This window comes from Sphingomonas parva (ex Maeng et al. 2020), assembly GCF_004564275.1.
GTDB lineage: Bacteria > Pseudomonadota > Alphaproteobacteria > Sphingomonadales > Sphingomonadaceae > Allosphingosinicella > Allosphingosinicella parva.
In genome coordinates, this window is sequence record NZ_SPDV01000007.1 from 22,287 (window position 1) to 45,588 (window position 23,302).

General features: G+C 68.8%; 27 protein-coding genes and 1 other RNA gene. 11 read left to right on the forward strand and 17 right to left on the reverse strand.

What is annotated here, in order from left to right; translation table 11 throughout:
* Positions 1–4: 4 nt before the first annotated feature.
* Positions 5–274: a 30S ribosomal protein S15 gene (rpsO, locus tag E2493_RS04150; protein ID WP_135084022.1), complete on the forward strand. Its 270-nt coding sequence runs from the start codon at positions 5–7 to the stop codon at positions 272–274.
* Between the two features lie 172 nt (positions 275–446).
* Entirely contained in the window at positions 447–2,816 is a 2,370-nt protein-coding gene (gene pnp / locus E2493_RS04155) for a polyribonucleotide nucleotidyltransferase (protein WP_135084024.1), read from the forward strand.
* Between the two features lie 92 nt (positions 2,817–2,908).
* On the opposite strand, the gene E2493_RS04160 is transcribed toward pnp, so the two are convergent.
* From E2493_RS04160 to ssrA, 4 genes are all read right to left on the reverse strand, one after another.
* Positions 2,909–3,952 (reverse strand): sensor histidine kinase, encoded by a 1,044-nt coding sequence (locus E2493_RS04160; RefSeq protein WP_167737376.1) that lies wholly within the window; start codon positions 3,950–3,952, stop codon positions 2,909–2,911.
* Positions 3,953–4,220: 268 nt separating this feature from the next.
* Positions 4,221–4,472 carry a hypothetical protein gene (locus E2493_RS04165; protein ID WP_225421137.1) on the reverse strand — a complete coding sequence of 84 codons (252 nt, stop codon included), beginning with the start codon at positions 4,470–4,472 and terminating at the stop codon, positions 4,221–4,223.
* 60 nt (positions 4,473–4,532) lie between these two features.
* Positions 4,533–5,000, reverse strand: coding sequence for a GreA/GreB family elongation factor (locus E2493_RS04170; protein WP_135084031.1), 468 nt, complete (start codon positions 4,998–5,000; stop codon positions 4,533–4,535).
* Positions 5,001–5,132: 132 nt separating this feature from the next.
* Positions 5,133–5,498, reverse strand: a transfer-messenger RNA (tmRNA) gene (ssrA, locus tag E2493_RS04175).
* A gap of 62 nt (positions 5,499–5,560) precedes the next feature.
* On the opposite strand from ssrA, the gene E2493_RS04180 reads away from it, so the two are divergent.
* The 4 genes from E2493_RS04180 to E2493_RS04195 are packed head-to-tail and all read left to right on the forward strand — an operon-like array spanning position 5,561 to position 8,189.
* Positions 5,561–6,166, forward strand: a complete 606-nt coding sequence (locus tag E2493_RS04180; protein WP_135084033.1) for a LemA family protein — start codon at positions 5,561–5,563, stop codon at positions 6,164–6,166.
* A 9-nt stretch (positions 6,167–6,175) separates the two neighbouring features.
* Positions 6,176–6,970, forward strand: coding sequence for a TPM domain-containing protein (locus tag E2493_RS04185; RefSeq protein WP_135084035.1), 795 nt, complete (start codon positions 6,176–6,178; stop codon positions 6,968–6,970).
* Positions 6,964–7,644, forward strand: a complete 681-nt coding sequence (locus E2493_RS04190) for a TPM domain-containing protein (RefSeq protein WP_167737377.1) — start codon at positions 6,964–6,966, stop codon at positions 7,642–7,644. The genes E2493_RS04185 and E2493_RS04190 overlap by 7 nt, the downstream gene beginning before the upstream one ends.
* Entirely contained in the window at positions 7,641–8,189 is a 549-nt protein-coding gene (locus E2493_RS04195) for an NUDIX hydrolase (protein WP_135084039.1), read from the forward strand. Before E2493_RS04190 ends, E2493_RS04195 begins: the two co-directional genes overlap by 4 nt.
* On the opposite strand, the gene E2493_RS04200 is transcribed toward E2493_RS04195, so the two are convergent.
* The 3 genes from E2493_RS04200 to hrpB form a co-directional block, all read right to left on the reverse strand.
* A complete protein-coding gene (locus E2493_RS04200) occupies positions 8,139–8,456 on the reverse strand; it encodes a hypothetical protein (protein ID WP_135084041.1) in 318 nt (105 codons plus the stop codon). The genes E2493_RS04195 and E2493_RS04200 overlap by 51 nt on opposite strands.
* Positions 8,457–8,713: 257 nt before the next feature.
* Positions 8,714–8,992, reverse strand: a complete 279-nt coding sequence (locus E2493_RS04205) for an ETC complex I subunit (protein ID WP_135084043.1) — start codon at positions 8,990–8,992, stop codon at positions 8,714–8,716.
* Positions 8,993–9,045: 53 nt separating this feature from the next.
* Positions 9,046–11,583 (reverse strand): ATP-dependent helicase HrpB, encoded by a 2,538-nt coding sequence (gene hrpB / locus E2493_RS04210; RefSeq protein ID WP_135084045.1) that lies wholly within the window; start codon positions 11,581–11,583, stop codon positions 9,046–9,048.
* Between the two features lie 68 nt (positions 11,584–11,651).
* Between hrpB and E2493_RS04215 the strand changes: the two genes are divergently transcribed.
* Complete coding sequence (locus E2493_RS04215; RefSeq protein WP_135084047.1) at positions 11,652–11,963, forward strand: ExbD/TolR family protein; 312 nt, start codon at positions 11,652–11,654, stop codon at positions 11,961–11,963.
* Between the two features lie 6 nt (positions 11,964–11,969).
* Here the strand turns inward: E2493_RS04215 and E2493_RS04220 are convergent, their stop codons facing one another.
* Complete coding sequence (locus E2493_RS04220; RefSeq protein ID WP_135084049.1) at positions 11,970–12,185, reverse strand: hypothetical protein; 216 nt, start codon at positions 12,183–12,185, stop codon at positions 11,970–11,972.
* A 168-nt stretch (positions 12,186–12,353) separates the two neighbouring features.
* Between E2493_RS04220 and E2493_RS04225 the strand changes: the two genes are divergently transcribed.
* The 3 genes from E2493_RS04225 to E2493_RS04235 are packed head-to-tail and all read left to right on the forward strand — an operon-like array spanning position 12,354 to position 16,388.
* Positions 12,354–14,168, forward strand: a complete 1,815-nt coding sequence (locus tag E2493_RS04225) for an ABCB family ABC transporter ATP-binding protein/permease (protein ID WP_135084051.1) — start codon at positions 12,354–12,356, stop codon at positions 14,166–14,168.
* A gap of 40 nt (positions 14,169–14,208) precedes the next feature.
* Positions 14,209–15,996 (forward strand): DNA helicase RecQ, encoded by a 1,788-nt coding sequence (recQ, locus tag E2493_RS04230; protein ID WP_135084053.1) that lies wholly within the window; start codon positions 14,209–14,211, stop codon positions 15,994–15,996.
* Positions 15,993–16,388, forward strand: a complete 396-nt coding sequence (locus tag E2493_RS04235; RefSeq protein ID WP_135084055.1) for a TIGR01244 family sulfur transferase — start codon at positions 15,993–15,995, stop codon at positions 16,386–16,388. Before recQ ends, E2493_RS04235 begins: the two co-directional genes overlap by 4 nt.
* A 28-nt stretch (positions 16,389–16,416) precedes the next feature.
* Here the strand turns inward: E2493_RS04235 and E2493_RS04240 are convergent, their stop codons facing one another.
* From E2493_RS04240 to E2493_RS04265, 6 genes are all read right to left on the reverse strand, one after another.
* Positions 16,417–16,617, reverse strand: a complete 201-nt coding sequence (locus E2493_RS04240; RefSeq protein ID WP_135084057.1) for a putative signal transducing protein — start codon at positions 16,615–16,617, stop codon at positions 16,417–16,419.
* A gap of 7 nt (positions 16,618–16,624) precedes the next feature.
* Entirely contained in the window at positions 16,625–17,167 is a 543-nt protein-coding gene (locus E2493_RS04245) for a DUF924 family protein (protein WP_135084059.1), read from the reverse strand.
* A complete protein-coding gene (gene tldD, locus E2493_RS04250; RefSeq protein WP_135084061.1) occupies positions 17,167–18,597 on the reverse strand; it encodes a metalloprotease TldD in 1,431 nt (476 codons plus the stop codon). The genes E2493_RS04245 and tldD overlap by 1 nt, the downstream gene beginning before the upstream one ends.
* Positions 18,594–19,202: a hypothetical protein gene (locus E2493_RS04255; RefSeq protein ID WP_135084063.1), complete on the reverse strand. Its 609-nt coding sequence runs from the start codon at positions 19,200–19,202 to the stop codon at positions 18,594–18,596. Before E2493_RS04255 ends, tldD begins: the two co-directional genes overlap by 4 nt.
* A gap of 98 nt (positions 19,203–19,300) precedes the next feature.
* Complete coding sequence (locus tag E2493_RS04260; RefSeq protein WP_135084065.1) at positions 19,301–19,507, reverse strand: zinc-finger domain-containing protein; 207 nt, start codon at positions 19,505–19,507, stop codon at positions 19,301–19,303.
* 43 nt (positions 19,508–19,550) lie between these two features.
* Positions 19,551–20,279: an SIMPL domain-containing protein gene (locus tag E2493_RS04265; protein ID WP_135084067.1), complete on the reverse strand. Its 729-nt coding sequence runs from the start codon at positions 20,277–20,279 to the stop codon at positions 19,551–19,553.
* Between the two features lie 124 nt (positions 20,280–20,403).
* Here E2493_RS04265 and E2493_RS04270 point away from each other — a divergent pair, with 124 nt between their 5' ends.
* A complete protein-coding gene (locus E2493_RS04270) occupies positions 20,404–20,970 on the forward strand; it encodes a hypothetical protein (protein WP_135084068.1) in 567 nt (188 codons plus the stop codon).
* Between the two features lie 5 nt (positions 20,971–20,975).
* Here the strand turns inward: E2493_RS04270 and E2493_RS04275 are convergent, their stop codons facing one another.
* The 3 genes from E2493_RS04275 to E2493_RS04285 are packed head-to-tail and all read right to left on the reverse strand — an operon-like array spanning position 20,976 to position 23,274.
* Positions 20,976–21,518, reverse strand: coding sequence for a hypothetical protein (locus tag E2493_RS04275; protein WP_191992962.1), 543 nt, complete (start codon positions 21,516–21,518; stop codon positions 20,976–20,978).
* Positions 21,515–21,988, reverse strand: a complete 474-nt coding sequence (locus E2493_RS04280; protein WP_135084350.1) for a DUF2269 family protein — start codon at positions 21,986–21,988, stop codon at positions 21,515–21,517. Before E2493_RS04280 ends, E2493_RS04275 begins: the two co-directional genes overlap by 4 nt.
* Positions 21,988–23,274: an SDR family oxidoreductase gene (locus E2493_RS04285; protein WP_135084070.1), complete on the reverse strand. Its 1,287-nt coding sequence runs from the start codon at positions 23,272–23,274 to the stop codon at positions 21,988–21,990. The genes E2493_RS04280 and E2493_RS04285 overlap by 1 nt, the downstream gene beginning before the upstream one ends.
* Positions 23,275–23,302: the final 28 nt, after the last annotated feature.

Genomic DNA, 23,302 nt, shown 5'->3' on the forward strand with positions numbered 1-23,302 from the left:
GACGATGTCGGTTACCGCCGAGCGCAAGCAGGAAATCATCAGCGACAACGCCCGTGGCACCACGGACACCGGTTCTCCCGAGGTCCAGGTCGCGATCCTGACCGAGCGCATCACCAATCTCACCGAGCACTTCAAGACCCACGCCAAGGATAACCACAGCCGTCGCGGTCTGTTGATGCTCGTCAACAAGCGCCGCTCACTCCTCGACTATCTCCGTCGCAAGGACGAAGCGCGCTACCAGGCACTGATCACGAAGCTCGGTCTTCGCAAGTAACACAAAGCGGCCCCACGGGGCCGCTTTGCATATCGGGCGCCTGCAATCCGGCAGCGCCCGATCGGGCCATCGAGGTCCATCAAGACGGGCGATAGCGCCCGCATGGCTCCGGCGGACAAGCCGAGCCGCACAGGCCCCGGCCGCATAGGGCGGCCGGACGGAAGGAAACCACATGTTCGACACGAAGAAAGTAGAAATCGAGCTGGGCGGAAAGACCCTCACGCTCGAAACGGGGCGCGTTGCCCGCCAGGCCGACGGCGCGGTGATCGCGACCATCGGCGAGACCGTCGTCCTCTGCGCAGTGACGGCCGCGAAATCGGTGAAGCCGGGGCAGGACTTCTTCCCGCTGACCGTCCACTATCAGGAAAAGTTCGCCTCCGCCGGCCGCATCCCGGGCGGCTTCTTCAAGCGCGAGCGCGGCGCGACCGAGAAGGAGACGCTGACCAGCCGTCTCATCGATCGCCCGATCCGCCCGCTCTTCCCGGAAGGCTTCTACAACGAGATCAACGTCATCGCCCAGGTGCTGAGCTATGACGGCGAGAACGAGCCGGACATCGTCGCGATGATCGCCGCCTCCGCCGCCCTCACCATCTCCGGCGTTCCGTTCATGGGCCCGATCGGCGCCGCGCGCGTCGGCTACAAGGACGGCGAGTATCAGCTGAACCCGAGCCTGGAGCAGACCAAGGAAGGCGAGCTCGACCTGGTCGTCGCCGCCACCCACGAGGCCGTGATGATGGTCGAATCCGAAGCCAAGGAGCTTTCGGAAGAGGTCATGCTCGGCGCCGTGATGTTCGCGCACGAGGCGAGCCGCAAGGTCGTCGAGGCGATCATCCGCCTCGCCGAGCAGGCCGCGAAGGAGCCCTGGGAGCTCGAGCAGGGTCCCGACCAGTCGGCGCTCAAGAAGAAGCTCAAGGACCTCGTCGGCGACGATATCGCCGCCGCCTATCGCACGACCAGCAAGTCCGAGCGTTCGGGTCTGCTCAACGCCGCGCGCGACAAGGCGAAGGCCGCCTTTGCCGATGCCGAGCCGCAGGAGCAGCTCGTCGCCCAGAAGCTCGTCAAGAAGCTCGAGGCGGAGATCGTCCGCGGTGCCATCCTGAAGGAAGGCCGCCGCATCGACGGCCGCGACACCAAGACGGTTCGTCCGATCGAGGCGATCGTCGGCTTCCTGCCGCGCACCCACGGCTCGTCGCTGTTCACCCGCGGCGAGACCCAGGCGATCTGCACGACCACGCTCGGCACCAAGGACGCAGAGCAGATGATCGACGGCCTGGAGGGCCTCTCCTACCAGCGCTTCATGCTGCACTATAACTTCCCGCCCTATTCGGTCGGCGAAGTCGGCCGCTTCGGCGCTCCGGGCCGCCGCGAAGTCGGCCACGGCAAGCTCGCCTGGCGCGCGCTGCACCCGGTGCTGCCGAGCCATGAGGAGTTCCCGTACACGATCCGCGTCACCTCCGACATCACCGAGTCCAACGGCTCCTCGTCCATGGCCTCGGTTTGCGGCGGTTCGCTGTCGATGATGGACGCCGGCGTTCCGCTCAAGCGGGCGGTGTCGGGCATCGCGATGGGCCTGATCCTCGAGGGCAAGGACTTTGCCGTCCTCTCCGACATTCTCGGCGACGAGGATCATCTCGGCGACATGGACTTTAAGGTGGCCGGCACCTCCGAGGGCATCACCAGCCTCCAGATGGACATCAAGATCGCCGGCATCACGCAGGAGATCATGAAGGTGGCGCTCGAGCAGGCCAATGCCGGCCGCGCGCACATCCTCGCGGAGATGGCGAAGGCGCTGGGCGAGACCCGCACCGAGCTTTCGGCGCACGCCCCGCGCATCGAGACGATGACGATCGACAAGTCGAAGATCCGCGACGTCATCGGCACCGGCGGCAAGGTGATCCGCGAGATCGTCGCCACCACCGGCGCCAAGGTCGACATCGACGACGAGGGCGTGATCAAGATCAGCTCGTCCGACCTGTCGCAGATCGAGGCGGCGCGGAAGTGGATCCAGGGCATCGTCGAGGAGGCGGAAGTCGGCAAGATCTACACCGGCAAGGTCGTGAACCTCGTCGATTTCGGCGCTTTCGTGAACTTCATGGGCGGCAAGGACGGTCTCGTCCACGTCTCGGAGATCAAGAACGAGCGCGTCGAGAAGGTCGCCGACGTTCTCTCCGAAGGCCAGGAAGTGAAGGTCAAGGTCCTCGAGATCGATCCGCGCGGCAAGGTCCGCCTGTCGATGCGCGTCGTCGACCAGGAGACCGGCGAGGAGCTGGAGGACACCCGTCCACCCCGCGAGGAGCGGCCGCGCGGCGAGCGCGGTGACCGCGGCGATCGTGGCGACCGCGGCCGTGGCCCGCGCCGTGACGGCGAAGGCCGCGGCGGACGTGACCGCGGTGACCGCGGTGATCGCGGCGGCCGCGAGCGCGGAGATCGCGGGGACCGCGGTGACCGCGGCGATCGCGGGCCCCGTCGTGAGCGCGAAGGCGGCAACGAGGGCGGCGATCCCGAGTTCGCCCCCGCCTTCCTGACCCGCAACGACGACTGATCCTCGGATCTGCGAAAGCAAGAAGGGCTGCCGGAGCGATCCGGCAGCCCTTTTTCGTGCCCCGGATGGAGCACGGAAACGCGAGCGTTCCGTTATTCCGGCGTCGGGAAGGGGATCACGATGCGCGAGGTCCAGCCGCCTTCGGGCCGCTGCTCCGTCTCGAGCCGCGCCGCTTCGCCATATTGCATGGCGAGGCGTTCGCGGGTGTTGGTCAGGCCGATGCCCATCCCGGTCACATTGGAGGGGCGATCCTCGGCTCGTGCTCGCCCGTCGTCGGAGATCTCCAGAACGGCATTCTGCCCCGCGACGCGCGCGGAAATCGTCAGCGACACGGGACCGGGGGTGGGGGCGACCGCATATTTGATCGCGTTCTCGACCAGCGGCTGAAGCACGAAGTTCGGGAGCCTGAGCTGGTCGGCGAGCGAGGGATCGATCTCATAGCCGACGTTCAGCCGCTCGCCGAAGCGCACCATCTGCATGCCGAGATAGGTCTCGATCGTCGCCAGCTCGTCGTCGAGCGTCACCAGCGTGTCGTCGCTGGTCTCGAGCGAGCCGCGCAGGAAGTCCGACAGCAGATCGATCATCTCGTCGGCCTCGCGGTGGCGGCCGACCGTGATCAGGCTCGAGATCGAATTGAGGGCGTTGAACAGGAAATGCGGATTGAGCTGTAGCCGCAAGGCGCCGAGCCGCTCCCGATCCGCCGCGGCCCGCGCCTCGGCCAGGGCGACCGCGCCGTCCGCGGAACGCCGCACCTGGACGATGAAGGCGATCAGCGCGACGTTGGCGAAGGTGATGTACAGGTGCCCCTGGAAATTGCGCGAGAAGCGCTGCCGGATCAGGTCGAAATGGTCCGCGCTCAGCGCCGGGATGACGCCCAGGATCCGGTTTTCGAACATGTTGACGACGCTCTGGGCAAAGGAGATCAGGAGGCAGGCCACGCCGAGCACCGCCCAGCGCTCGACGGACGTGCGCCGTCCCAGCGCCAGAACCAGAGGATAAGCCGGCAGCACCAGGGACGCGACGATCAGAACGGCGACGAAATCGATCGGGAAATCGGCGAGGAACCCGTAACGCCCGGCGATCAGCTCACCGACGCCGTACGCGAACAGGACGAGCAGCCAGAGGCTGAACGTCATCCAGGCCGACTGACGGAAATCACGATCCTGCCAGAGCAATGCATCCCCCCAAGACACCGGCCCCCGCCGGCATGCGACATCCTGATCGCGTCCCCGGCCGCCCCCCGGCGCCGGGCTGCCGATCGCCATCAGTCTGCGCCGCGAAGATGCGGAAGGACTGGCGGACGCGGCCGTGTTCGTGCCTTTGCACGCGGCACCGCCGCAAGATCAAGCCGGAGAAGAGCAGCGGCCTGCTGCAGTACCCTTCACGGGATCGGGAACGCCGGGCCTATTGCGCCGCGTTTCCGGTCATATTGCCGGCGTCCTCGGCAACATTGCCGGCCTGACTGAGGAGGGCATTGGCCTGGCTGTCGAGCGGCGCCACCGCGGCGTCGACATCATTGGCCGCCTCCGCCTCCAGCACCTGCGCCTTGTTCTCGAGGCTGCGCGACAGATTGTCGGCCTTGGTCTGGATGTTCTCGGGCTCCTCGCTGCAGGCCGCGAGCGCGCCGAGGATCAGCAAGGGAAAGAGTGCGCGCATCATCAGGAGCTCCGTGGTCGTTCACGGGCGATCAAAGCATGACGGCGCGAAGGAACGCAATCAGGCGCCGCGCGGCCCGACCTCAAGCAATTCGATCGCATCGGCTTTGCCGGCGAAATCGGCCGTGTCGCCGGGCGCCGCGCCGAGCAGCGCCCGGGCGAGCGGCGCCGAAAAGGCGATCACGCCGTTATGCGGATCGGCCTCGTCGTCGCCGACGATCTCGACCGTCTTTACCTGCCCATTGAGGCGGAAGGTAACACGGGCACCGAAAGCCGCCTCCTCGCCGTCCGGCTCGGGCATCAGCTGGGCGGTAGCTTGGCGGGTGCGCCAGTAGCGCAGTTCGCGTTGGGCGGCGGCAAGCGCGTCCTCGTCGAGCGGCTGCTGGACCCGCGCCTCGAGCTCGGCAACCCTGGTCTCGATCGCGGCGAGGCCGCGAGCGGTGACGAGATTCGGGCCGGGCGGGAGCGGAAGCTCGAAACGGGGCTCCTTATGCTCTTCGTCGCTCTCGCGGCGGAAGGCTACGCTCACTTCGTCTCTCCTGACATCGTTCAGCGCCGAGGATACGCCCGCACGGCTCCGGCGACAAATCGCCGGGGGTGCAATTGCGACGTCGCGGGAAGAAGTGGGGAGCTTCTGTTGCTCGGTGCTCCCCGTACCGCCGGAATCCGCTTCTGTTGCCCGGTGCGGCCCGAACCGCGCTTTTGTCCTTAGTAACTCAGTCCGTGAGGACCAGGTTACGCGGCAATCGCGAGCGCCTCGTTATCGTTGGCACTTGTGGTTTTGAGCCTTTTACGGGTTACTCAGCCCGGGCAAAAACAGCGCGTTTCAACACACGTCGATCCTAGTTCGGCCCCATCAGCTGAGCCGCTCGGCCGGCACGCTTGCGTGCTGGTCGGCGGATCAAGTGGTGGAGCCGCCGGGTACCGCCCCCGGGTCCGCTGCGCCTATTAAACGCTGCACTTTATCGCCATAGCCGGCCGAAGCCGGCACGACCCATATAGGCCATTCGCGCGGATTTTAAAGGGCGCTCCCGTTGCGGAGGCGGATCGAAGCCCCTACGTCCGCAGCCAAGATAAAGGGGAGAGCCGATGAAGAAGTCCCTGATGAGCGCCTTCCTGCTGCCCGTTGCCGGCGTGTCGCTGGCCGGTTGCGGCGTGAATTCGGTGCCCACGGCGGAGGAAGAGGCGAAGGCCCGCTGGGCCGACGTCCAGGCCGCCTATCAGCGCCGCGCCAGCCTGATCCCGAACCTCGTCGCCACCACCAAGGGCGCTGCCGCTTCCGAGCAGCAGATCCTGACCAATGTCACCGAGGCACGGGCCAAGGCAGGGTCGATCCAGATCACCACCGACGATCTGTCGGATCCTGCCAAGCTGCGCCAGTTCAGCGAGTCGCAGAATCAGCTCACCCAGGCGCTCGGCCAACTGCGCACCGTCGTCGAGGCCTATCCGGACCTCAAGAGCCAGCAGAATTTCCAGAGCCTGATGCAGCAGCTGGAGGGCACGGAGAATCGGATCAACATCGCGATCCGCGACTACAATTCGGCGGTGCAGGCCTATAACACGCGCATCCGCACCTTCCCCGACGTGATCGGCGCCAAGGTCTTCTACGGCGCCGAGCCGATGGCGACCTTCCAGGCGACCACGCCCAATGCGGACCAGGCGCCGACGGTCGACTTCGGCAACTCGGGCGGCTGACCGGCTCGCGTGCCGAGAGTCCTCCTCCTTTCGCTCCTGCTGCTCTTTGCGGCGCCCGCCGCCGCGCAGGACTTTCCGCCGCTCAGCGGCCGCGTCGTCGACCAAGCCGGCATCATCCCCGATGCCGAGGAGGCGCAGCTGACGCAGAAGCTGGAGGCGCTGCAGAATGCCAGCAGCCGCCAGCTGGTCGTGGCGACGATCAAGGATCTCCAGGGCTATCCGATCGAGGATTACGGCTACCAGCTCGGCCGCCACTGGGGCATCGGACAGAAAGGGGCGAACAACGGCGTGATCCTGCTCGTCGCCCCGAATGACAGGCGGGTGCGGATCGAGGTCGGCTACGGACTGGAGCCGATCATCACCGACGCGCTGTCGAGCACGATCATCAATCAGCAGATGCTGCCGGCCTTCAAGGACGGCGACTTTCCACGCGGAATCAGCGCCGGCGCCGACGCGCTGATCCAGCAATTGGGCGCGCCGCCCGAGGAGGCCGAGAAGCGCGCGCTCGAGGCGCAGCAGCAGCAACAGGCGCGCGCGGCGGAGGAGAGCGACGGCGGGTCGATCGTCCCTCTGCTCTTCTGGGTCTTCATCCTGTTCTTCGTGATCATCCCGATGCTTCGCGGCCGGCGCGGGCGGCGCTATCGCCGCCGCCGCGGCGGCGGCGTCTTCATCTGGGGACCGGGCCTTGGCGGCTGGGGCGGTGGCGGCGGCGGCTGGGGCGGTGGCGGCGGCTGGGGCGGCGGCGGCGGCTTCTCCGGCGGCGGCGGCTCGTTCGGGGGCGGCGGCGCTTCGGGGGGATGGTGACCATGCCACTGAGCGAGGCCGAGCATCAGGCGGTGAGCGCCGCGGTGGCGCGCGCCGAGCAGGCGAGCGACGGCGAGATCGTCACCATCGTGGCGCCGCGCTCCGACGCCTATCACGACGTCGGCCTTCACTATGCCGTGCTGGCGATGCTGCTCGTGCCCTGCGCCCTCGCCGTGCTGCCGCAAGCCTGGATCGACTGGGGCCTCGGCCTGGTGTTCGGCTGGAACGCGGCGCCCGGCCGGGCGGCGCTGATGGTGCTGCTGTTCGTGCTGATGACGGTCAAGTTCCTGGCGGTGCGCTTCCTGCTCGCCTGGATGCCGCTGCGCATGGCGCTGACGCCGGCGATCACCAAGACCCGCCGGGTGCGGCGGCGCGCGATCGAGCTGTTCCGCGCCTCGGCCGAGCAGCGCACCGCCGGCCGCACCGGCATCCTCCTCTACCTCTCGCAACTCGAGCATCGCGCCGAGATCGTCGCCGACCAGGCGATCCACAGCCGGGTCGATGCCGATGCCTGGGGCGAGGCGATGACGGAGCTGATCGAGCAGGTGAAAGCGGGGCAGACCGGCGCCGGCATGGCCCTCGCTGTCGAGAAGATCGGCGCGGTGCTGGCCGAGCACCTTCCCGCCTCCCACGAAAATCCTAACGAGATACCGGACAGGCTGATCGAATTGTGAGCGACAAGACAAAGGGCGAAGGCGAGATCGTCTGGCAGGGGCGGTTCATTGCCGCCAAGAAGCTGGGCACCTGGGAATATGTATCGCGAACCCGCGACGTCACCGCCGCGGTGATCCTGGCGGTCCACGACGGCGAGGTGATCCTGGTCGAACAGCACCGGGTGCCGGTCGGCGGGCCCTGCCTCGAGCTTCCTGCGGGCCTGGTCGGCGACGAGCAGGAAGGCGAAGAGCTCGAGATCGCCGCGGCGCGGGAGCTCGAGGAGGAGACCGGCTATCGTCCCGAGCGCATCGTCCGTCTCGGCAAGTTCTACGCCTCGCCGGGCATGTCGGCGGAATATTTCTGGCTGGTTCGGGCGGAGGGCCTCACCCGGGTGAGCGAAGGCGGCGGCGTCGAGGGGGAGGACATCATCGTCCACCACGTCCCTCTCGCCGAGGTGCCCGCCTTCGTCGAGCGCAAGCGGGCCGAAGGCTATGAGATGGACGTCAAGCTGCTGCTATTGCTCGGCGCCGTCCTTCTTCAGCCAGGGAGCGCTGCGGGCGACTGATTCGACGGTGAACTCCGGTTCCTCGTCCTGCATCGCGTGAGACCAGCTGCGGCCGCTCAGTTTCTCCGCGAGACAGCGCTGCTCGGTGATACGGTGGCCCGCGCCTTCCGCCCGGACCATATGGATGCGAACGTCGCCGGCGGCGACCTCATAGGGTCCTTCGACCGCATCAAAGGCTTCGCCGCGTGCCGCCGCGACCATGGTCACGAGGCGGGCGCGGCAGGCGGCCGAATCGGCGAAGCTCTCGCCGCTCGCCTCGAACGGCACCTCATCTTCGGCACAGACAAGCAGGAGGAATGGAAGCGGGAGAAGCGCGCGGATCATTGTGAGAGGGTGCGCGTGGCCCCGTGAATGGGCTGTGAACTTCGTCCTTCGGCCAATCCCCAGCCCGTCATCCCGGTGAAAACCGGGATCTCAGCGAGGCCTCACGCCGGCGGTTGGGGCAGGCGCTGAGCGAAGCCTCCCTGAGGTCCCGGCGTTCGCCGGGACGACGAGTTTGCCACGAACGCGCTGCGCCGTTGCACCTATTTGAAATTGTCGGCGTAGCTCTGGATCTTGAGCGTGCGCTGGGTCGGCGGGACGAGGTGGTAGGGGATGGCGTTGCGCTCGGCATAGGCCTTGGCGGCGTCCATCGTCGGGAAGCGCAAGGTGACCTGCGACTGGGTGTCGCCGCCGCCCGACCAGCCGGTCAGCGGATCGGGCGTGTGGGGCCGCTTCGATTCGAACTGCAGGATCCACTCGTCGGCCGTCGCCTTGCCCGACTGCATGGCGTTCTTGGACCGCTGGAAAATGCGCGCTGCCATCTGATTCTCGCTCCTGAACTTGGCTAGGCGCCTGCAATAGCTTGGCCAAGGAATCAACCGCTGCGGTGGCGGGTGGTTGCCTTCTTGGTCCTCAGCGTCGGATCGGCCGCAGCCGGGTCCTCGGGCCAGGGATGCCTCGGATAGCGGCCGCGCATCTCCTTTGCCACCTCGGCCCAGCTTCCCGCCCAGAAACCGGGAAGGTCGCGCGTCGTCTGGATCGGCCGTGCCGCGGGCGAGGTCAGCGACAGCACCAGCGGCACGCGCCCGCCGCCGATCGAAGGGTGGGTCGAGAGGCCGAAGAAGGCCTGGACCCGGGCGGTGACCGTCGGCCCGGCCTCCGCCTCATAGTCGATCGCGTGGCTGCTGCCGGCCGGAGTCTCGAAGCTGTGCGGCGCGAGCCGATCGAGCGACTTGCGGCCATCCCAGCCGAGCAGGGCATCGAGCACGCCGGAGAGGGCCGAGGAATCGACCTCGGACAGCCGGCGCCGACCGGCGACGAGCAGCGGCAGCCACTGGTCGAGGCTGGCGAGCAGCGCCTCGTCGGAGAGATCGGGCAGCGACGGATCGTGCGTCCGGGCAAAGACGGCACGCTTGCGCAACGCCTTTGCGCCCTCGCTCCACGGCAGGAGATCGAGGCCATGGGTGCGGACGCCATCGACCAGCGCCGCGGCCACTTCCTCGGGAGAGGCCTTCATGTCCTGTCCCTGGCTCAGGGTGATCGCGCCCAACCGGCGGCCGCGGCGCGCCAGAACGTTTCCGGTCGCGGGATCGAATCGAACCTGCGCTCCGGTCTCGATTCGATCGGCAAACAGTCCGAGCACCGCCTCCTCTGCGATCGCCGCGGCGGAGAGGATCCGCGCGCCGGCGGCGCTGCCGCTGACCTCGGCGACCGCCAGCCAGGCCTCGCGGGCGAGCGGCGAATGAGGATCGAGCCGGAAGCCCCGGCCGCCGACCGAGATCCAATCCTCGCCGGAGGCGGAGCGACGTTTGGCGACGCGATCGGGGTAAGCAAGGGCGACGCACAGGGCGGTCGCCTCGTGAAACTCGGTCGATGATGCCGAGGGGGCGGCCCCTTGACCGCGAACCAGCTGGTGCCATCTTCGCGCCAGGCCGCGCGAGGCCTCGGCCCGCTTGCCGCGATCGGAGCGCCAGCGGCGCAGGCGAAGCTCGAGGTCCGCGTCGCTGCCCCCGAGGCCGCGCTCGGAGAGCAGGACGGCAATCTCGGCGGCAGTGCGGCCGTGGCCCCGCGCCTCCGCCTCGATCAGCATGTGCGCCAACCTCGGCGGCAACGGCAGAGCGGCAATCGCCTTGCCGTGCGGCGTCGGCCGTCCATCGGTGCCGAGCGCGCCGAGCGACGTCAGACGCCTTCGCGCCTCGTCCACCGCCGCCGGGGGCGGCGGATCGAGCCAGGCGAGCTCGCGCGGATCGGCGACGCCCCAGAGCGCGCAGTCGAGCAGCAAGGCCGAGAGATCGGCTTCGAGGATCTCCGGCGGATCGAAGCGCGGCAGGGCGGCGGTCGCCGCCTCCTCCCAGAGACGGTAGACGGTGCCGGGCGCCTGCCGGCCGGCGCGGCCGGCGCGCTGGGTGACCGCCGCCTGGCTCGCCCGCTCGGTCACCAGCCGCGTGATGCCGGCGGCACGATCATAGCGCGGGCGGCGGGCGAGGCCGCTGTCGACGACGATTTGGACCCCGTCGAGGGTGAGGCTGGTCTCGGCGATCGAGGTCGCCAGCACGACCTTGCGGCGTCCCGGAGGCGCTGCGGCAATCGCAGCGCGTTGGGCGCCCGGCTCGAGGCTGCCGTGCAGCCGGTGGAGATCGACGCCGGCCGGCAGCGTGCCCTCCAGTCGCTCGGCAGTCCGCTCGATCTCGGCCACGCCGGGGAGGAAGGCGAGCAGGCTGCCCTCGGCCTCGGCCAGCGCGCGGCGGATCGCCGCGGCCATCTCGTCCTCGATCCTCTTCTCGGACGCGCGGCCGAGGTGGCGAAGGTCGATCGGATGGCTGCGCCCCGCGCTCTCGATCACCGGTGCAGCCTGACCCGCACCGGCCATCAGCGCGGCGAAGCGTTCCCCGTCGAGCGTTGCCGACATGGCAAGGATGCGGAGGTCCGGCCGCAACGCGCCCTGCGCGTCCAGCGCCAGAGCGAGGCCGAAATCACTGTCGAGGCTGCGCTCGTGGACCTCGTCGAACAGCACCGCGGAGACGCCGGCGAGCTCCGGATCAGCCTGGATGCGATTGCGGAAGATCCCTTCGGTGACCACGGTGATGCGGGTCCGCGCCGAGCGCTTGCTGTCGAGCCGCGTCGCATAGCCGATCGTCTCGCCCGGACGTTCGCCGGCGAGCTCGGCCATACGTTCGGCGGCCGCGCGGGCAGCAAGCCGGCGCGGCGAGAGCAAGAGGATCTCGCCGACGCACCAGGGCTCGGCGAGCAGGGCCGGCGCCACCGCGGTCGTCTTGCCCGCCCCCGGCGGTGCAACCAGCACGGCGCACGAGCCGCCCCGCAGGGCGGCGAGAAGGTCGGGCAGGACGGCGTGGATCGGCAGCGACACGCGAGGCTTCAGCCAGAAGACCGAACCGAGGGGAAGCCTTTTCATTCCTTCCGGCTCGGGAGGAATCGGGACGGCGTCTCGTGGACAGGCTTACAACCCGCTAGAATGAATGGATGATCGTGATCGCTGCCCTGCTCGCCTTTGCCGTCCCGGCCGCGCCGCTGCGTGTCTCGGACCTCGAATCGACGTTCGAAGTGACGGTCGCCCCCGGCAGATCGGGCTGCACCATCGCGTTCGACCGTCGCCGCTTCGACCGGCAGGGCTACGAGGAGGAGCTGGCGCGCTTCGTCAGGAAGCGGGGCGCAACGCGTGCGGTAGTCCGGTCCGACCGTCGGACACCGCTTCTTTGCCTGCAGGATGTCGTGGAGGCGCTGACCCGCGCCGGCGTTCGCGACGTCAGCGGAGTCGAGGACGAGCCCCGCTAGGTGAGATCAGCTCCGGCGCTGGACCGGGCTGTTCCGCGTATCGATAATGCCGCCGTCGGGCAGCTTCACCTCGCCGCTGCGCAGCTGCGGTGTCTTGCCGCCGGCGGCGACGCACTGGGCGACCACGACCGGATAGTCGACGTCCGACTGCGACGGCAGCACGGCCTCGGTGGCGGCGGTGCAGGCCGCCTGGCTCTCGTAGCGCGCGTCGAGAGTACGCACCTGCGTGCAGGAAGTGTCGCCTTCGCCGCAGCCAAGGATTGCGATGATGAAGATGCCCGGTCCCATGATCTGCCAAACCCTTGGGACAAAAGGCCGTTCCAATAGTTTCACCGGCGTACCGGTGGATGTTCTTGGTTCGGCCGGGCAGTCTCACTACCTTAGGAAGACATGCGTCCACTCGAGAATTCCGACACCTCGCCCAAGGCCGGCTGGTCGGCCCTGCGCCGCTTCCTGCCCTATCTCTGGCCCGCCGGAGAGCCGGCGCTGCGCGCGCGGGTCCTGATCGCCGTTCTCCTGGTGTTCGTCGCCAAGGGCGCGACGCTGATCATGCCCTTCGCCTACAAGGCCGCGATCGACCGCATGTCGGCGGGCGCGGAGGCCGGAGTGGGCCTCGCGATGGCGCTTGTCATGGCCTATGCCGGGGCGCGGTTCGGCGGCGTGCTGTTCGACAATCTGAGGAACGCAATCTTCGAGCGGGTCGGCCAGGACGCGGCGCGCCGGCTGGCCGAGACGGTGTTCCGCCACGTCCACCGCCTGTCCCTCCGCTTCCATCTCGAGCGACGCACCGGCGCGCTCACCAAGATCGTCGAACGCGGCACCAAGAGCATCGACATGATGCTCTATTTCCTGCTGTTCAACATCGCCCCGACGATCATCGAGCTCACCGCCGTCTGCATCATCTTCGGCGTGAAGTTCGGCCCCGGCCTGGTGGTCGCGACGCTGGTGATGGTGGTCGCCTATATCGTCTTCACCCGGGTGGTGACCGAATGGCGCAGCAAGCTGCAGCGCCAGATGAACGAGGTCGACAACCAGGCGATCGCCCGCGCCGTCGATTCGCTCCTCAACTACGAGACGGTGAAATATTTCGGCGCGGAGGAGCGCGAGGCGCGGCGCTACGGCGATGCGATGCGGACCTTCGCCGGCGCGGCAGTCAAGAACGAGACGTCGCTCGCCTGGCTCAACATCGGCCAGTCGCTGATCACCAACCTGATGATGGCCGGCGCGATGGCCTATACGGTCTGGGGGTGGAGCCGCGGCGCCTTCACCACCGGCGACGTCGTCTTCGTCAACACCTTCCTCGCCCAGCTCTTCCGGCCGCTCGACATGCTCGGCTGGGTCTATCGGACGATTCGCCAGGGGCTGATCGACATGGAAGCGATGTTCGGCATCGTCGATACGCCCCAGGAGGTGCGGGACGCTCCGGACGCGCCCGATCTCCAGGTCTCGGCCGGCCACATCCGCTTCGAGGACGTCCGCTTCGGCTACGAGCCGGAGCGCGAGATATTGAAGGGCATCGACCTGGAGGTGAAGCCCGGGACGATGGTGGCGGTGGTGGGGCCGTCGGGCGCCGGCAAGTCCACCCTGTCGCGCCTCCTGTTCCGCTTCTACGAGCCGACCGGCGGCCGCATCCTGATCGACGGCCAGGACATCAGCGAGGTCAGCCAGGCGAGCTTGCGCCAGGCGCTCGGCATCGTCCCGCAGGACAGCGTGCTGTTCAACGACACGATCGGCTACAACATCGGCTATGGCCGGGACGGCGCAAGCCAGGACGAGATCGAGGGCGCGGCCCGCGGCGCGGCGATCCACGACTTCATCGCCGCCCTGCCGCAGGGCTACGCTAGCCAGGTCGGTGAGCGCGGACTCAAGCTCTCCGGCGGCGAGAAGCAGCGGGTGGCGATCGCCCGCACCCTGCTCAAGAACCCGCCGATCCTGATCTTCGACGAGGCGACCAGCGCGCTCGACAGCCGCACCGAAGCGGCGATCCAGGAGACCCTGCGGTCGGTGGCGGCGCGCAAGACCTCGGTGGTGATCGCGCACCGGCTCTCGACCGTGGTCGATGCCGACCAGATCGTCGTGCTGCACGAGGGCCAGGTGGCCGAGCGCGGCACCCATGCGCAATTGCTGCGCAGGAACGGCCTCTATGCCGAGATGTGGAACCGGCAGCAGAGCGAGCGCGACGAAGAGGCCGAAGCGGCCGAATAGCCGTCTCGACCGCCTCCCTCCCGTCGGTTAGGGCAATTTCGTGGTCTCCCCCCTCGACATCCTGCACGACACGTTCGGTTTCCCCGCGTTCCGCGGCGTTCAGGAGGACGTGATCGGCCGGGTGATGGACGGCTGCCACACGCTCGCCGTGATGCCGACCGGTGCGGGCAAGTCGCTCTGCTATCAGGTGCCGGCGCTCGCCCGCGAAGGGACGGCGATCGTCATCTCGCCGCTGATCGCGCTCATGCACGATCAGATCCGCTCGGCCGATGCGTTCGGTATCCGTGCCGCTTCGCTGACCTCGGCCGACAGCGATGCCGACCGCCAGCAGACGCTGCAAAGGCTGAAGGCGGGCGAGCTCGACCTGCTCTATGTCGCGCCGGAGCGGGCGAGCAGCGGCCATTTCCGCGAGCTGGCGAGCCGGATCAAGCTGTCGCTGGTGGCCGTCGACGAGGCGCATTGCGTGTCCGAATGGGGCCACGATTTCCGGCCCGACTATCGGCTGCTTCGGCCGCTGCTCGACAGCTTCGGCAACGTGCCGCGATTGGCGCTGACCGCCACCGCCGACCGGCAGACCCGCGCCGACATCCTCGTCCAGCTCGGCATCCCCGAGGACGGGCTGATCGTTGCCGGTTTCGACCGGCCCAACATCCGTTACCACATCCGCCCGCGCGACGGAGTCAGCACCCAGCTCAAGGGGCTGCTTGCAGAGCAGGAAGGCGCCGGCATCGTCTATGTGCCCAGCCGCGACAAAGCCGAAAGGCTCGCCGAGCAGCTCGGCCAGAACGGGCGGCGGCGCGTTCTTCCCTATCATGCCGGCCTCGATCCGCAGGTCCGCGTCCGCAACCAGGCCGCCTTCGTGAAGAGCGAGGACATGGTGATGGTGGCGACGATCGCGTTCGGCATGGGCATCGACAAGCCGGACGTGCGCTTCGTCGCCCATGCCGGCCTCCCCAAGTCGATCGAGGCTTATTACCAGGAGACCGGCCGCGCCGGGCGGGACGGCGACCCCGCCGAGGCCTGGCTGTTCTGGGGCGCCGAGGACTTTTCGCGCGCGCGGCGCCGCATCGAGACCGAGGTGCCCGACGATCGCCGCGGCGGCGAGCGCCAGCGGCTGAATTCGCTCGCCGCCCTGGTCGAGACCGCCGACTGCCGCCGCGCGATCCTTCTCCACCATTTCGGCGAGGACCCGCCGGCGCGCTGCGGCAATTGCGACAATTGCCTCGCGCCGCCCTCCACGGTCGATGGCACCGAGACGGCGCGCAAATTGCTCTCGGCGGCCTTCCGCACCGAGATGCGCTTCGGCCTCGGCCATCTCACCGACGTGCTTGCCGGCCGCGACACCGACAAGGTGCTGAACTTCGGCCACAACCGCCTCTCCGTCTTCGGGATCGCGACCGAGGACGAGCTGGCTCTGGTCAAGCCGGTGGCGCGGGCGCTGATGGCGCGCGACGCGCTGCGCGCCGACGATTTCGGCGGCCTCTCCTTCGGGCCGGGCGCGCGGCCGGTGCTGAAGGGCGAGGAGGAGGTGCGGATCGTCCTGGCGCCGAAGAAGAGCGGGCGGCGCCGGCGCGGCGGCGATGCCGCCGACCATCCGCACGATCCCCTATTCGAGGCGCTGCGCGCGCGCCGGCGCGAGCTCGCCGCCGAGGCAGGCGTGCCGCCCTATGTGATCTTCCACGATTCGACGCTGCGCGAGATGGCCGGCCTTCGGCCGACGACGCTCCACGGCCTCTCGCAAGTCGCGGGCGTAGGCGTCGCCAAGCTCGAGCGCTATGGCGAGGCGTTCGTCGAGACCATCCGCAACTTCGAGGAGAGCCCCGCATGATCCGGCAGCTGGATGAAGGAATGATGGTGGGCGGGCAGCTCTATCCGGAGCGGATCGCCGGGCTCGACGTGAAGATGATCGTCAACAATCGCCCCGACGGCGAGGAGCCCGGCCAGCCGACGTCCGAGGAGATCGCGGCGGCGGCGAAAGCGGCGGGGATCGCCTACCGACACATTCCGGTCGCCGGCCTGTCGCAGCCGCTGGTGGCGGAGATGGAGGAAGCACTGGCCGCGGCGGAGGGGCCGGTGCTCGCTTTCTGCAAGTCCGGCACGCGCTCGGCCTTCCTCTGGGCGCTGGCCCGGGCGCGGATGGGCGACGATCCCGACGCGCTCGCAGAGAAGGCGGCGGCGGCGGGCTACGATCTTACGCCGATCAGGGCCTATCTGGGCTGAATTCGATTGGGCGCCGCCCGCGGCCGGCCTAGATACCGGCGGCGAGCACCCTCTTCGCCTGGGCGAGATCCTCGTCGAGGACCATCAGGCGGATCGGGATCAGCCCGCCCATGCCTTCCCATGTCATCTCGGTGTCGAACAGCACGGCACCGATGCCTTCCGCCTCCAGCGTCGAACGCGCAAGGCCGGCCTCGAGGCTGTTCGAGAAGCGAGCGGCCTCGAGCAGCATCAGCGGGTCACCAGGGGACGACCTCGCCGGCGGCGAGCTCCTCAGGACGGGGTGCCCTTCCGAGAATGGCGTTGCGATGGGGGAAGCGACCGAAGCGCTCGATCACGTCGTGGTGGAGACGGGCGAAGCGCAACTGCTCCGGATCTCCCAGCGCGGTGAACAGCAGGACCGATCTCTGCTGGTCGACGAGCTCCTCGCTGTGCTGGAACGGCATGTAGAGGAAGCCGCGCTCCTGCGGGGTCAGCGCCTCGTCATAGCCGCGCTCGATCGCCTCCTTGGCGACGGCGAGGGCGAGCGTGTCGGTGGAGAATTGGTCGGCGTGCGCGCGAAACATGTGGCGCGGGAATTGATCGAACAGGAGCACCGCGGCGAGGGCCTCCTGCGCCGAGCCGAGGAAAGCCTGCGGCGGGAGCGGCCGTTTCTCCTTCCAGAGCCCGCCGAAGCGTTCGGCGATTTCTCCGTCGAGGCTGCTGTCGCGCCACCATTGCTCCGGGCGGAGCGAGAACCAGTAGCGCCGGACCGCGTCGGCCCAGTCCTCCGCCGCCACCATCAGGCGGCGGTGCCGCCGACGGTCAGGCCCTCGACCAGCAGGGTCGGCTGGCCGACGCCGGCCGGGACCGACTGGCCACCCTTGCCGCAGATGCCGATGCCCTCGTCGAGCGCCATGTCGTTGCCGATCGCCGCGACCTTGGTCAGCACCGTCGGGCCGTCCCCGATCAGGGTCGCGCCCTTGATCGGCGCGCCGAGACGGCCGTTCTCGATCCTGTACGCTTCGGTGCAGGAGAAGACGAACTTGCCGGACGTAATGTCAACCTGGCCGCCGCCGAAGCTCTTGGCGTAAATACCATTCTTCGCCCGCGCGAGGATCTCGCCCGGATCGTCCTTGCCGCCGAGCATGAAGGTGTTGGTCATCCGCGGCATCGGCGCGTGGGCGAAGCTCTCGCGGCGGCCGTTGCCGGTCGGCGCGACGCCCATCAGCCGTGCGTTCAGCCGGTCCTGGATATAGCCCTTGAGGATGCCGTCCTCGATGAGGGTGGTGCATTGGGTCGGCGTGCCCTCGTCGTCGATGCTGAGCGAGCCGCGGCGATCGGCGATCGAGCCGTCGTCGACCACGGTGACGCCCGGCGCGGCGACGCGGTCGCCGATCCGGCCGGAGAAGGCCGACGTGCCCTTGCGGTTGAAATCGCCCTCCAGACCGTGGCCGATCGCCTCGTGGAGGAGCACGCCGGGCCAGCCGGGGCCGAGCACGACCGTCATCTCGCCCGCGGGGGCGGCGACGGAATCGAGGTTCACCAGCGCCTGGGCGAGGGCGATGTCGATCGCGCGATTCCAGGTCCCCGGATCGAACAGGCCGTCGTAGAGATAGCGGCCGCCGACGCCGTGGAAGCCGGTCTCGCGGCGGCCGTTCTGCTCGACGACGATCTGGACGTTGAGGCGAACGAGCGGCCGCACGTCATGAGCGACGAAGCCGTCGGCGCGGACGATTTCGATCACCGACCAGGAGCCGGAGAGGGAGGCCGAGACCTGGACGACGCGCGGATCGCGGGCGCGGGCAGCGGCGTCGATCTGCTGGCAGAGGGCGACCTTCTTCGCGAACGGCACCAGGCTCAGCGGATCGGAATCGGTGTAGAGCGTCGCGTTGGTGCGGCGCGGCGGGGCGGCGCGGCCCGCTCTGGACGGATCGAGTACCGACATCGTCTCCGCGGCCCGACGGATCGCCGCTTCCGAGAGCTCGTTGGCATGGGCGAAGGCGGTGGTCTCGCCCGAGACTCCGCGCAGGCCGAAGCCCGCCTGGGTGTTGAAATCCGCCGTCTTTAGCCGGCCGTCATCGAAGCCGAAGCTCTCCGAGGCGGTGTACTGGAGGTAGAGCTCCCCGTCGTCGCAGCTGTTCAGCGCCTCCGCGGTGAGGCGGAGGGCGGAGTCCGGGGTGAGGGCATCGCTCCGGTAGAGGAAGCGGCGGGGATCGGCGGTGAAGGTCATGGCCTCGATATAGGCGGCCCGGGAGCAATGTCTAAGGGCCTGTCGCTCGCATCGCCGCGCGTGCGGAGCGCCCTGAGCCGCGCCTGGCGCTGGTCGCGGGTGAGGGCGAGCGCCCAGGTCCAGGCCGCCTCATAATCCTCCGGCCCGGGGATCCGCCGCTCGATCGCCACCATGCGATCGGCGAAGTCGCGGCCGTAGAGGTCGGTCCAAACGTCGTAGAGGAAAAGGTAGAGCAGGCGATGGTCGTCAAGGCCGCCGCGGGACGGCAAGGTGAGCGCCAGCCGATGGCCGAGCTCGTGGACCAGCGTGGCCTTCTTGTAGGCAGGGGAATAGCCGGCGCGCAGGCGGATCGTGCGGCCGTCGAACGTCGTCATCGGGCTGCCCTCCGAGACGATCACGTCGATTCGCGCCGCCGGGAAGGTCAGGCCGCTGGTCTCCTCCAGCAGGGTAGCGATGCGCGATCCGTCGGCGCGCCAGAGCGCCTCATACTCCGCCGAGGCGGCGGCGAAGCGGGAATCGACCGGCGCGAACGAGACCGGTGGCGCCGCCGCGCACAGCAGCATGGCCGCGAAGGTCACCGGCAGCGCAGCGAGCCAGCCTTTCATGCGCATGCGCCGATCCTCCGTTCGCAGAATGGCGAGCGGCTCCGGCGCCGGCAATCGAAGAGTGGATAGAACCTCGGCCGTGACGACCGGGCAAGCGGTCAGACCTGGCTGCCGCCCTGGTCGGCCGGGCCGCCCTTCAGCACGAAGCGCTTGTCGCAATAGCCGCAGTCGACATAGCCCTTCTCGTCGATCTGCAGGTAGACGCGCGGATGGCCGAGCGCGGGATGGGTCTCGCTCGCTCCGTCGCAGGCGACGCGCGGCGTCGTGACGTAGCTGATTTCCGGCGTGAAGCGATCGGTCTGCATGGCGCCGCCCTTAGCAACGGCGGCGGCGGGCGGCAACGGCCACCTATCTGGGCGCCAGGGCGAAATCGACGCGGATATTGACCTCGCTCTCGTTCATGCCGGCGCGGACGATAGGGCCGGTGGCGACCGGCGGCGGCGCCGCCTGCTCCGCGGCGACGGCATCGCCGACGGCATAGGGAAAGGGACGCGGAATGCCGCCCTCCTGCGCGTCGCGAATGACCAGCACCCGCGCGACCTTGAGACCGGCGGCGGCCGCATAGGCCTCGGCGCGAGCGCGCGCCGCTCTATAGGCCTGGGCGTAGGCCGAGCGGTTGCCGGCCTCCTGATCGGAGACCACCAGATCGGGGCCGCTCAGCACGTCGGCGCCGGCCTCGGTGGTGCGGCCGATCGCTTCGCCGGCACGTTCGACGTCCCGCATGCGGATTTCGATCATGTTGTTGGCCTGAAAGCGGCCGCGATTGGGGCCGTAGCCGATCCGCGAAAGGCTGACGTTGCGGGTCTGGACGTCGTCCTTGCGCACGCCGAGCGGCTCGAGCGACGCCAGAACCTTGTTGATCACCTCGCTGTTGCGGCGGCTCGCCTCGCCCGAACTCGCGGCGATCGTCTCCACGCCGGCGACGAAACGGGCCTGGTCCGGCCGGGTGTCGGCGCGGCCGCTGGCGACGATCTGGACGAGAACCTCGTCGTGGGCGACACCCCGCGGATCGCGGTCCCGGTGCCCGCACGCGGCAAGCGCCAGGCATGTCGCCAGCAGGAAGCGCTTATGGTGCATGGCCTCTCCCCTTCCCGGCCATCCTAACCCTCGTCCGCGCTGCAGGACAATCGGCTGCGAGGCGGCGCTTGAACGACTCCGCCGGCCATGATCAACTCCCCCAAAACGAGGGGGGAGACTGATCATGAAGGGACGTGCTTTTGCCTTTTGCCTGCTCCTGGCGACGCCGCTCGCGGCCACTGCGGTCCTGGCCCAGGACGCCGAGACCGACGCGCTGCTGAAGCAGATCATCAACGTCCCCTCGCCCAAGGCCTTCAGCGTCCAGGGCATGAAGCCGGCGCCGAAGGTGCGCAAGGACGGGACGGTGCAGGGCGGAGAGGCGCTTCGCATCTCGGTGCCCGGCAAGGGCGCCAACGCCTGGGACATCGCCGTCTCCGATCCGATCCAGAAGCCGGTCAAGGCCGGAGACCGGCTCGTGCTCGCCTTCTGGGCGAGACTGGAGAAGGGCGCGGACGGGGCGACGACCGCCACGCTTCCCTACAACGGCATCCAGCTTTCCAGCCCGCCTTACAGCGCGCTGCTCAGCGCGCCGGTGGAGATCGGGCCGGAGTGGAAGATGCACGAGATCCGCGGCGTCGCCGACAAGGATTATGCCGCCGGCGCGCTCGGCGTTACCATCCACCTCGCCACGGCGAAGCAGGTCGTCGACATCGGCCCGATCTTCGTCCTGGACCAGGGGCCGAAGCCCTGACCGCTTCAATCGCGGGTCGGCAGTTCCGGCGTGCCGCGCCCCGGCACGTCCTTGTCGGGCCCTGCCGCAAGGATCGTCTCGCGCGCCGCGACCAGCTCGCGCATCGCGGAGGCCGTGGCGGCGCCCCAGACGATGTGAACGCCGATCATCAGGAAGTTGCGCCGCTTCGGGTGCTGCGTCGCTGGCTCGAGCACGTTGAGCGCCGGAATCCAGCCCATGTAGCTGGCCAGCCAGACGGCCGTGCCGGCGAGCGCCCCGCTCTTCTTCGACGGCGTCGGGTTCATCACCGAGATCAGGGCGCCCATCGCGGCGCCGTAGGCGAAGTGGCCGATCGTCGTCAGATCCTTGGCAGTTTCGTCGGGCAGATCGACCTCGGCCGCGTCCGCGACCGAGTCGACGATCTCGCGCGGCGTGAGCGGATAGCGCTCCTCCTCCGGCAGGCGGCGGTGGAGCCGCTGCATCGCCGAGGTCATCGCCATCGTGCCGACGAAGCCGGCGATGCCGCCGATCAGCAGCCTGGTGCCGAGCTTCAGTCTCTCGTCTTTCAAAAATGGATCTCCGGTCGGGTGATCATCAGCCAGAAGATGGCGAGCACCGCTGTAAAGGCCGGGAAGCCGAATGCGAACCACCATCGGAACAGCCGGTGATATTCGGCCGGCAGCGGCGTGCCGCCGGCGGCCGCGGCGGCGGCGAGATTGCGCATCCGCGCCTGCATCCAGACCACCGGCAGCCAGAAGGCACCGGTCAGCAGGTAGAGCGCGATCGACGCGACGATCCATCCCTCAGCCAGCGAATAGCCGGTGGTGCGGGCGAGCAGCACGCCGGTGATCGGCTGGGCGACGACGGCAGTGGCGGTGAAGACCCAATCGGCGATGACCACGATCCGCGCGACGCCGGCGATCACGCGGACCTCGCCGGTGCGGTGCGCCATCAGCATGAAGAAGGCGATTCCGGCGCCGGTGCCGAGCAGCACGGTCGATCCGATGACGTGGAGCCATTTGAGGAAGAAATAGGTCATCATCTTTCGTCCAATATGGCCAGGCACAGGAAGTTCAGGGCGAGGATCGGCCAGACCTTCATCATCGGCCCGAGCGGATCGCGCCAGAGCTCGGGGAGCAGGATCGATCCGGCGATGATGTAGAAGACCGAAAGCAGGACCGCCGCCCAGAGGCCGAGCCGGGTGGTCGGCCGCCACACGATCGCGCAGAAGACGCCGATGTCCGCCAGCGCCCCGGCGACGACGCTCGGCGCGCTCAGCGGCCCCGCCCCGGCACGCATCATATAGGCCTTGGCGAGCTCGTAGCCGGGTCCGAGCGAGATCAGGCCGGTCATCAGCCAGAACAAGGCGAAGGTGACGAACGCGAGCGGCTTCAGGAAATAGAGCCTGGCGAACCATCGTTCCTGGACTCCGGCCGGGCGGGCGGCGAGCGCCTCGGTGAGGCCCTGCGGCGCGAGGCCGGTCGCCGCGCGCCAGGGGGCCGCGTCACCCGTCGCGCCGCGGACGATCTCGCGCCGGCCGGTGGTGCGGATCGCCGGCCGCCAGCCGAGCCAGGCGACGGCGTCACCCGCCCGATAGGCGAGCCCCATCAGCCAGGCGGGGAGCGAGACCAGCCGCGCCGGGCGCCAGCCGAGCCAGCGGCGATAGGCGGCAATCACCTCGTCGAAGCCGAGCCGTTCCGGGCCCGGGAGATCGAGTGCGATACGGCCCGGCGAGCCGGGGCGCAGCAGCCGCACCACCGTCTCCGCGACGTCGGAAAGCTGGACGACATCGACCGCGCCCGCGTCCGGCATGCGCGGCAGCAACGGCAGCGCGGCGAGGCCGCGGAACAAGGCGCTGCCGCCGTACGCCGCGTCGCCGACAACGATGGAAGGGCGGAGGATGACGTAATCGAGGCCGCTGGCCTCCAGCGCGGCATCTCCCTCGGCCTTGGTCTCCGAGAAGCGCGACAGGGCGCCGCGATCGACTCCCATCGCCGAGAAATGGATCACCCGGCGGACCCGCGCATCGCCGCAGGCCTGCCAGAGCGCGGCGGGCGCGTCGCGATGCACGCGCGCGGTGGAATCGCGGACATTGTCCTGCAGGGTGCCCGCGCAATTCACCACCGCATCGATGCCGGCGAGATGTGGCGCCCAGATGTCCGGAGAGGTGGCGCGGCGAAGGTCGATGGTTACCCATTCATCGGCCGCCACTCGTCCGGGAGCGGGGCTGCGCGCCACGGCGACGACATGATGCCCCTCCCCCTTCAGACGTGCGGCGACTGCCGATCCAATCAGGCCCGTCGCTCCGAGCAGCAATATCCGCAATCCGCGCTCCCTTCCCCGCTTGAACAGA

Coding starts and splice junctions, on each gene's coding strand:
- rpsO (WP_135084022.1), top strand. CDS start 5: ATGTCGGTTACCGCCGAGCGCAAGCAGGAAATCATCAGCGACAACGCC.
- pnp (WP_135084024.1), top strand. CDS start 447: ATGTTCGACACGAAGAAAGTAGAAATCGAGCTGGGCGGAAAGACCCTC.
- E2493_RS04160 (WP_167737376.1), bottom strand. CDS start 3,952: ATGACGTTCAGCCTCTGGCTGCTCGTCCTGTTCGCGTACGGCGTCGGT.
- E2493_RS04165 (WP_225421137.1), bottom strand. CDS start 4,472: ATGCGCGCACTCTTTCCCTTGCTGATCCTCGGCGCGCTCGCGGCCTGC.
- E2493_RS04180 (WP_135084033.1), top strand. CDS start 5,561: ATGAAGAAGTCCCTGATGAGCGCCTTCCTGCTGCCCGTTGCCGGCGTG.
- E2493_RS04190 (WP_167737377.1), top strand. CDS start 6,964: ATGGTGACCATGCCACTGAGCGAGGCCGAGCATCAGGCGGTGAGCGCC.
- E2493_RS04205 (WP_135084043.1), bottom strand. CDS start 8,992: ATGGCAGCGCGCATTTTCCAGCGGTCCAAGAACGCCATGCAGTCGGGC.
- hrpB (WP_135084045.1), bottom strand. CDS start 11,583: ATGAAAAGGCTTCCCCTCGGTTCGGTCTTCTGGCTGAAGCCTCGCGTG.
- E2493_RS04215 (WP_135084047.1), top strand. CDS start 11,652: ATGATCGTGATCGCTGCCCTGCTCGCCTTTGCCGTCCCGGCCGCGCCG.
- E2493_RS04225 (WP_135084051.1), top strand. CDS start 12,354: ATGCGTCCACTCGAGAATTCCGACACCTCGCCCAAGGCCGGCTGGTCG.
- E2493_RS04235 (WP_135084055.1), top strand. CDS start 15,993: ATGATCCGGCAGCTGGATGAAGGAATGATGGTGGGCGGGCAGCTCTAT.
- E2493_RS04240 (WP_135084057.1), bottom strand. CDS start 16,617: ATGCTGCTCGAGGCCGCTCGCTTCTCGAACAGCCTCGAGGCCGGCCTT.
- E2493_RS04245 (WP_135084059.1), bottom strand. CDS start 17,167: ATGGTGGCGGCGGAGGACTGGGCCGACGCGGTCCGGCGCTACTGGTTC.
- tldD (WP_135084061.1), bottom strand. CDS start 18,597: ATGACCTTCACCGCCGATCCCCGCCGCTTCCTCTACCGGAGCGATGCC.
- E2493_RS04255 (WP_135084063.1), bottom strand. CDS start 19,202: ATGAAAGGCTGGCTCGCTGCGCTGCCGGTGACCTTCGCGGCCATGCTG.
- E2493_RS04260 (WP_135084065.1), bottom strand. CDS start 19,507: ATGCAGACCGATCGCTTCACGCCGGAAATCAGCTACGTCACGACGCCG.
- E2493_RS04265 (WP_135084067.1), bottom strand. CDS start 20,279: ATGCACCATAAGCGCTTCCTGCTGGCGACATGCCTGGCGCTTGCCGCG.
- E2493_RS04270 (WP_135084068.1), top strand. CDS start 20,404: ATGAAGGGACGTGCTTTTGCCTTTTGCCTGCTCCTGGCGACGCCGCTC.
- E2493_RS04280 (WP_135084350.1), bottom strand. CDS start 21,988: ATGACCTATTTCTTCCTCAAATGGCTCCACGTCATCGGATCGACCGTG.